Origin of the sequence: Lacinutrix sp. (assembly GCF_023299985.1) — a bacterium.
GTDB lineage: Bacteria > Bacteroidota > Bacteroidia > Flavobacteriales > Flavobacteriaceae > Lacinutrix.
This window is the reverse complement of record NZ_JALZVX010000196.1, coordinates 1-7,462: the sequence shown is the minus strand read 5'-3', so window position 1 is coordinate 7,462 and position 7,462 is coordinate 1. Positions and strand designations below refer to the sequence as shown.

Below are 7,462 nucleotides of genomic sequence, written 5' to 3'. Positions count from 1 at the left end.
TATTGCTATCTTATCATATTACACACTTGGTGAACTTAATGCAAGTATAATTAAAAACATATTTACTATTCCATTATTTTCAATGATACCATTAGTAATTATTTATTTTCTTAGTTCTAAAATTCTTAATCTCGATAGGTTTTCTGGAGTAGAACGTCTAGCTTTCCTTTTTGGAATCTTATTTCAAATAATTCACTTAATCTCTATTGTAGTAAGACCCAAAATAACAGAAGGGATTGATAATATTATTATTTCTGTAGCTTTTACTACTTGTATTGTACTTATTTATGTTTTTGTAAAAGTAACATGCAAAGTAATTAGAGGCTATATATTAAAGTATAAATCGGTTGTATAATTTAAAAATGAAACTAAACAATTCTCAAATACAAGACCTATACACTTTTACAAAAAACCACTTTGTAGAATACTACGATTTACAAACCGAACTCGTCGATCACTTAGCAAACGATATAGAAGTAATGTGGCAAAAAGAACCAAAACTCTCTTTTGAAGATGCAAAAACAAAAGCTTTTAAAAAGTTTGGTATTTTTGGTTTTATGGAACCAATAGAACAAAAGCAAAAAGCGATGAATAAACGTTACATGCGTTATTTATGGACTGAACTTAAAAAATGGTTTGCTTTACCACAAATTACGCTAACAATTACATTATTTTTAATGTTTTACATATCATTTACAACTAGTTATGCCAATTATTTTGCGGTAGTTTTTTATGTTTTAATAGGTGTTTGGTGTAGTGTTAAAAGTTATCAATTAAATAAGGTTTTTAAACGTAGAAAAGTAAAATCTAATAAAAAGTGGATTTTAGAAGAGATGATTTTTAAACAGGCAGGTGGAACAATGTTTATATTTTTATCTCAAATTCATCCAGTTTTTAGTCTTTCAGAAAAATTTTCAAGCAGTACTTTTGCTATTGTTGGTTTTTCTTTTCTATTTACATTTCTAGTTTTAATAAACTATATAAGCCTAGAATTACTTCCAAACAAAGCCGATAAACTAATAAACGAAACCTATCCAGAATTTTCTTTGTAACAAAAAGGTTACTATGGATACTAACCTTTAAACCAAACCAAATACTATGATTAAACATTTTATTAGCTTAGAATGGAAATCCTTTTTTAGATCAGCTTCTTTTAAGGTAAACTTAGCACTTAAAATTTTAATGATTTTTGGTGCATTATACTTTATTGCAATCTTTGCTGCTTTAGGAGCAGGAAGCTATTTCATTATTGAAGAAAAAATGAAACAAGATCCATTAGTGGTCATTAATAAATTTCTAATTTTCTATTTAGTTGGAGATCTAGCAATGCGTTATTTTCTTCAAAAAATGCCTATTGTAAATATTAAACCACTATTATATTTGCCTTTAAAAAAGGACCAAGTAGTAAATTTTGGTATTAATAAAACAATAATTTCGTTTTTTAATATCCTACATGCTTTCTTTTTTATTCCATTTTCAATAGTATTAATCATTAAAGGTTACAATCCTTTAGGAGTTATAGGTTGGCATTTAGCCATTTTAGGATTGTTTTATTGTAATAACTTTATAAATATTTTTGTAAACAATAAAGATGCTGTTTTCTACTCGGTTATTGGAGTTTTAATTGCACTTGGTGCTTTATACTATTACGATGTTTTCGATATCACTCAATTTACACAACCCATTTTTCAAGCCTTTTATAATCAACCATATTTGGCAATTATTCCAATAATTTCTGCTTTTGTTTTGTATAAAATGGCCTTTAGTTATTTTAGAAAAAACTTCTATTTAGATGCAGGATTGGCTAAAAAAGTAAACATAGCAGAAACTGATAACATGACATGGTTAAATCGTTTTGGAAGCGTTTCAACATTCCTTAAAAACGATATTAAACTAATAAAAAGAAATAAACGCTCTAAGACTACTGTGTTTATGAGTGTGCTGTTTATATTCTACGGACTACTATTTTTTACAGGATTTGTAGAGGCTTACGATGGTCCTTTTTGGCGCATTTTCGCAGGTATTTTTGTCTCTGGAGGTTTTCTATTTAGTTTTGGGCAATTTGTACCAAGCTGGGACAGTGCCTACTATCCATTAATGATGAGCCAGAACATTCGCTATAAAGAATATTTAGAATCCAAATGGTATTTAATGGTAATAGCAACTATAATATCTACAGTTTTAGCTTCATTTTATTTATATTTTGGATGGCAAGCATATGCAGCAGTAGTAGTTGGAGCAATTTATAACATAGGTGTAAATTCTCACGTAGTACTTTGGGGAGGCGCATATATTAAAACACCAATAGACTTATCGTCTAACAAAAAGGCTTTTGGAGATAAAAAAGCATTCAATTTAAAAACACTTTTATTAACCATGCCTAAATTGATTTTACCAGTGGTAATTTATGCAATAGGTCACTTTGCTCATGGCGAAGTATTAGGCTTTATTTTAGTAGCAGTTTCAGGCGTATTTGGATTTTTATTTAAGAATAAAGTCTTCGGTATAATAGAAAAAATTTACAAAGCAGAAAAGTATAAAACCTTAGCTGCATACAAACAAAAGAACTAAAAAATTATGATAACAACATCAAACCTTTCTAAAACGTATAACGATGTTACCGTTTTAAATATAGAAAATCTAGACATACCAAAAGGACAAAGTTTTGGTCTAGTAGGCAATAATGGTGCAGGAAAAACAACCTATTTTAGTTTATTATTAGACCTTATACAACCAACAACTGGACATATAAAAAATAATAATGTATTAGTTAGTGAAAGTGAAGACTGGAAACCATTTACTTCAGCTTTTATAGATGAAACATTTTTAATTGGCTACCTAACTCCCGAAGAATACTTCTATTTTATTGGAGAACTTCGTGGACAAAATAAAGAGCAAGTTGATGCACTTTTGGCTCAATTCGAAGACTTTTTCCATGATGAAATTTTAAATAAGAAAAAATACCTAAGAGATTTAAGCAAAGGAAACCAAAAGAAAGCAGGCATTGTAGCAGCACTTATTGGTAACCCAGAAGTTATTATTCTCGATGAGCCTTTTGCAAATTTAGATCCAACAACACAAATTAGATTAAAAGGTATTATTAAAGATTTAGCACAAACCAAAGGTGTTACTGTTTTAGTGTCAAGTCACGATTTAATGCATGTTACAGACGTTTGCGAGCGTATTGTGGTTTTAGAAAAAGGTGAAGTAATAAAAGATTTAGCCACAAGCGAAGCAACTTTAAAAGAGTTGGAAGCGCATTTTTCTGGAGTGGCAGAGGTTTAATTTTAAAGTAGGATTATTGCCAATATTTAGTAAATCCAAAAAAGTTGCTTATTTTTACGTGCTTATCTAATAGCTAACAATAATCGTTTAACTTTAAAGTTATCTAATTAGACTAAAATACAACACCGTTGAAAATAGTAAAAAAATCAATCCTACTTATAGCAGTTTCTGCATTGGTAATAACAAGTTGCTCACGTAAAAAAGACACTTTTATTAACAGGAATTTCCATGCTGTAACCACAGAATATAATGTTTTATATAATGGTAATATTGCTTTAGAAAAAGGCAGAGAAACTTTAAACCAAGCTTATCAAGACAACTATTGGGATGTTTTACCAGTAGAGCGTATGCAAATTCAAGACGAAATTGTATTACCTGGTCAGTCTAAAAACGAAAATTTTACCAGAGCAGAAGACAAAGCAGTAAAAGCCATACAAAAACATGGCATGAATATTCAAGGTAAAGAACATAATCCACAAATAGACGAAGCGTATTTATTATTAGGGAAATCGCGTTATTTCGATCAGCGTTTTGTGCCAGCTTTAGAAGCTTTCAACTACATTTTATACAAATATCCAGCAAGTAGTAATATTAGACAAGCACGAATTTGGAGAGAAAAAACCAATATGCGTTTGGATAACGATGAGCTGGCTATAACAAATATTAAAACACTTTTAGAACAAGAAGAATTAGAAGGTCAGGATTTAGCAGACGCTACTTCTACTATGGCTCAGGCTTATATTAATACAAAATCTTTAGACAGCGCATTAACACAAATTTTAATTGCTGCAGAATCTACAAAAATACCATTTGAAGAAGGTCGATATTATTTTATTCAAGGTCAGTTATACAATGCATTACAAGACAAAGACAGTGCAAACATAGCATTTGACAGAGTAATTGATTTAAACCGAAAAATTCCACGTAAATACCTAATAAGTGCTTACATAGAAAAAGCTAAAAATTTCGATTACGATAAAGGAAATAAACTGGAGTTTAGTGCTCTTTTAACAAGATTGGAAGAAGAGAGAGAGAATAGACCATTCTTAGATCAAATTTACCATCAATTGGCAACGTATCACGTAAACCAAAACTCAGATTCTTTGGGTATTGCTTATTACAACAAATCGATTAGAACCAATTCTCCAGACAAAATTTTAATGGCAAGAAACTACGAGATGCTTGGTGATATGAGTTTTGATACTAACAACTACAGAGTAGCTGGAGCATATTACGATAGTACAATGACTAAAATGGTAGAAAACAGTAAACCATTTAGAACCATTAAAAGAAAAAGAGAAAATCTAGACGATGTTATTTATTATGAAGGAGTAGCCGAAGTAAACGATAGTATTCTACGTTTAGTTAACATGAATGTACCAGACAGAAAACTTTTTTTCGAAAACTATATAGCCAAATTAAAGCTTGAAAAAGAAAAAGAAGCCCAACGTCTAGCCATAGAAACACAAAAAGCAGGACTAGCACAAAACAGTGCAGGACAACAAAGTGGAGCATTTAAACCTAAAGGAGGAAATCCAGGAGCTTCAACATTTTATTTTTATAACGACCAAACGGTTGCTTATGGTAAAAATGAGTTTCAGCGTATTTGGGGAGAAAGAGAAAATCAAGATAATTGGAGGTGGTCAAGTGGTAAAAAAGTAAATCAAATAGAAAATAATTCTAGCACAGCTATTGCAAATGCGGAAGAAGATGAACTGTTAGATTCTGCATTTTATTTAGCACAAATTCCTTCAGAAAAAAAAGCAATCGATAGTATTTCTAAAGCCCGCAATTTTGCTTATTATCAATTGGGATTAATATACAAGGAGAAATTTAAAGAATACGACCTAGCAAAAATTAAATTTACAGATTTATTAGAAAACAATCCAGAAGAACGTTTAATTCTACCTTCTAAATACAATTTATTAAAGATGTATGAAATTCAAGGTAGAACTGCAGAAGTAGAGATTCTTAAAAATGAAATAATTTCTAAATATCCAGACTCTCGTTATGCACAAATTTTAAGTAATCCAGAAGTAGCTTTAGCAAAAGACGAAAGCAGTCCAGAAAGCATTTACGAAGACACTTACAAGCAATTTGAAGCACAAGAATTCGAGGCAGTTATTGTAAAATGCGAAAAATATATTGTAGCGCTCGAAGGTGATGCCATTGTACCAAAATTCGAATTATTAAAAGCCTTTGCAAAAGGACGATTAGAAGGATTCGATGCCTATAAAAAAGCCATAAATAATGTTGCCGTAAATTATGCCAATACAGAAGAAGGTGTACAAGCACAATCTATTTTAAACACGTCTATAAAAGGATTAGAAAAATCAGAATTTGAAGACGATATTAGCGCTACAAAATGTAAAGTAGTATATCAATTTTCAAGTAATGCTAAAATAGAAATAGAAGTTTTTAAGAAAACCTTAGACGAAACAATAAGTAAAGCAGAATACAATAATATGTCAACATCTATAGATGTTTACAGTAAATATCAAACATTTATAGTTGTACACGGATTAAGAAGTATAGAAACAGCAAAAGGTTTTACAGCTCTATTTCCTTCAGAATTAAAATATAAAATTGAACGTCCGTTTTTTGGAATTTCAACTAATAATTATAGAACGCTTCAAATACATAAAAACTTAGAAGCCTATACTGCAAATCAATAAATTTTCACAATCTTTAAAATTAATAGCAATGTTTTCTGATAATAAAAAAGGCAAACTAAACGAAAGTTCATCAATTCAAAATATAGTAGCCAAAGGCACTAAAATAGTTGGTACGTTTTCTAGTGAAGGCGACATAAGAATAGATGGTATTATAGAAGGAGATGTTATAACACCAGGAAAAGTTGTAGTTGGCAAAACAGGAGAAATAAAAGGCTCTTTAGAAAGTAATAACGCCTATTTTGAAGGGAAACTTACAGGGAAATTAAAGCTTACAGGTACACTAACCTTAAAAGCCTCTGCTCACATTGAAGGTGATGTAATAACAGAAAAACTATCTGTAGAACCTGGAGCTACATTTAACGTGTCTTGCGTTATGAAATCTTCAGTTAAAGATATTAAAGGTGACAAAAAAGCAAAAAAAACAGCCTAGTCCTTACCTAAGGTTTACATCAGTTGCTTTTCAAATGGGAGGCACTATTTGGTTGGGTAATTTACTAGGCAAATGGTTAGATGTAAAATACCAAACCTTTTATTGGGAAAATATAATTACGCTACTTGCTGTTTTTACTGCTATATATTTAGTCATTAGCCAAGTTTTAAAAATGTCTAAAGACAATGATTAAAAAAATCACCGCCTATTTACTCTCTTTTATAGTTTTATTAGGAATTGCTTTTTCTTTACATTCTTACATTTTATACAGTAGTGAAATAGAATTAAAATTCTCTTTACTAAATATTTACGTATTTCATTGCGTTGTATCGTTTTTAATTAGTACTGTTATTGTACTACTTTCTAATTCTGAAAGATGGTCTGCACAACTAGGCTTTATTTATATTTTTACTCTTATTAATAAGTTTATGTTTTTTGGAATAACTTTTAAAAGTATCCTTTTTCAAACTGAAAAATTAACCAAAATAGAGAGCTTAAATCTCTTAATTCCACTGTTTCTTTTTTTGTTTTTAGAAGTCTATTTTATTGTTAAGGTTTTAAACAAGAAATAGCATAAAAAGTTATTAGAAAAAAATTAATTTTATTTTCAAATAATTGCATACCTTTGCACGGAATTTAAAAACACAGTTTTTTTGATTTTTTTAACAATGAAGGTAGCTAAACAAACTTTTAAATTTTTCGTCCTTATCGCAATGCTCTTTGCAAGTTCTTTTGCAATGGCAGATACTCCTATTAATGACGGTAAGTCTGATGGTGGTCAAGTAGATACAAAAAAGGAGGTTGAAGATTATATTCTTCACCACATTCAAGATTCTCACGATTTTTCATTATTCTCTTATACAAGCGATGAAGGAGAGCGTAAGCATGTTGGTTTTCCTTTACCTGTAATTTTATGGTCTAGTAATGGATTAGCAACTTTTATGTCTTCAGAATTTCATCATAATGACGATGGAAGCGTAATAGTTGAGAAAAATGGTTCAAAATTTGTAAAAATACATTCTAAAATTCATGAATTAGATGCAGGAGCTACAACAGTAAGCTATGATGCAGA

General features: G+C 30.0%; 8 protein-coding genes and 1 pseudogene. All 9 read left to right on the top strand.

All coding sequences use genetic code 11. The features are described from left to right. A partial coding sequence (locus Q0C58_RS10600) for a hypothetical protein (protein ID WP_290701168.1) occupies positions 1 to 355 on the top strand: 355 nt, incomplete at its 5' end. A 7-nt stretch (positions 356 to 362) separates the two neighbouring features. After that, on the top strand, positions 363 to 1,052 hold the full coding sequence (locus Q0C58_RS10595; RefSeq protein ID WP_290701165.1) for a hypothetical protein: 690 nt from the start codon (positions 363 to 365) through the stop codon (positions 1,050 to 1,052). A gap of 46 nt (positions 1,053 to 1,098) precedes the next feature. Continuing rightward, positions 1,099 to 2,571, top strand: a complete 1,473-nt coding sequence (locus Q0C58_RS10590; protein WP_290701162.1) for a DUF5687 family protein — start codon at positions 1,099 to 1,101, stop codon at positions 2,569 to 2,571. Between the two features lie 6 nt (positions 2,572 to 2,577). Beyond that, a complete protein-coding gene (locus Q0C58_RS10585) occupies positions 2,578 to 3,285 on the top strand; it encodes an ABC transporter ATP-binding protein (RefSeq protein WP_290701159.1) in 708 nt (235 codons plus the stop codon). A 128-nt stretch (positions 3,286 to 3,413) separates the two neighbouring features. After that, on the top strand, positions 3,414 to 5,960 hold the full coding sequence (locus tag Q0C58_RS10580; protein ID WP_290701154.1) for a tetratricopeptide repeat protein: 2,547 nt from the start codon (positions 3,414 to 3,416) through the stop codon (positions 5,958 to 5,960). A gap of 28 nt (positions 5,961 to 5,988) precedes the next feature. Next, on the top strand, positions 5,989 to 6,390 hold the full coding sequence (locus Q0C58_RS10575; RefSeq protein WP_290701149.1) for a polymer-forming cytoskeletal protein: 402 nt from the start codon (positions 5,989 to 5,991) through the stop codon (positions 6,388 to 6,390). Beyond that, entirely contained in the window at positions 6,362 to 6,583 is a 222-nt protein-coding gene (locus tag Q0C58_RS10570; RefSeq protein ID WP_290701142.1) for an AtpZ/AtpI family protein, read from the top strand. Before Q0C58_RS10575 ends, Q0C58_RS10570 begins: the two co-directional genes overlap by 29 nt. Continuing rightward, entirely contained in the window at positions 6,576 to 6,962 is a 387-nt protein-coding gene (locus Q0C58_RS12460; RefSeq protein WP_366841640.1) for a DUF6168 family protein, read from the top strand. The genes Q0C58_RS10570 and Q0C58_RS12460 overlap by 8 nt, the downstream gene beginning before the upstream one ends. A gap of 96 nt (positions 6,963 to 7,058) precedes the next feature. Further along, positions 7,059 to 7,462 (top strand): annotated as a pseudogene (locus tag Q0C58_RS10565) (ATP synthase F0 subunit A); the annotation flags it as partial.

What these genes read in the sequence shown, in the direction of transcription:
- Q0C58_RS10595 (WP_290701165.1), top strand. Translation starts at nt 363, where the DNA reads ATGAAACTAAACAATTCTCAAATACAAGACCTATACACTTTTACAAAA.
- Q0C58_RS10590 (WP_290701162.1), top strand. Translation starts at nt 1,099, where the DNA reads ATGATTAAACATTTTATTAGCTTAGAATGGAAATCCTTTTTTAGATCA.
- Q0C58_RS10585 (WP_290701159.1), top strand. Translation starts at nt 2,578, where the DNA reads ATGATAACAACATCAAACCTTTCTAAAACGTATAACGATGTTACCGTT.
- Q0C58_RS10575 (WP_290701149.1), top strand. Translation starts at nt 5,989, where the DNA reads ATGTTTTCTGATAATAAAAAAGGCAAACTAAACGAAAGTTCATCAATT.
- Q0C58_RS12460 (WP_366841640.1), top strand. Translation starts at nt 6,576, where the DNA reads ATGATTAAAAAAATCACCGCCTATTTACTCTCTTTTATAGTTTTATTA.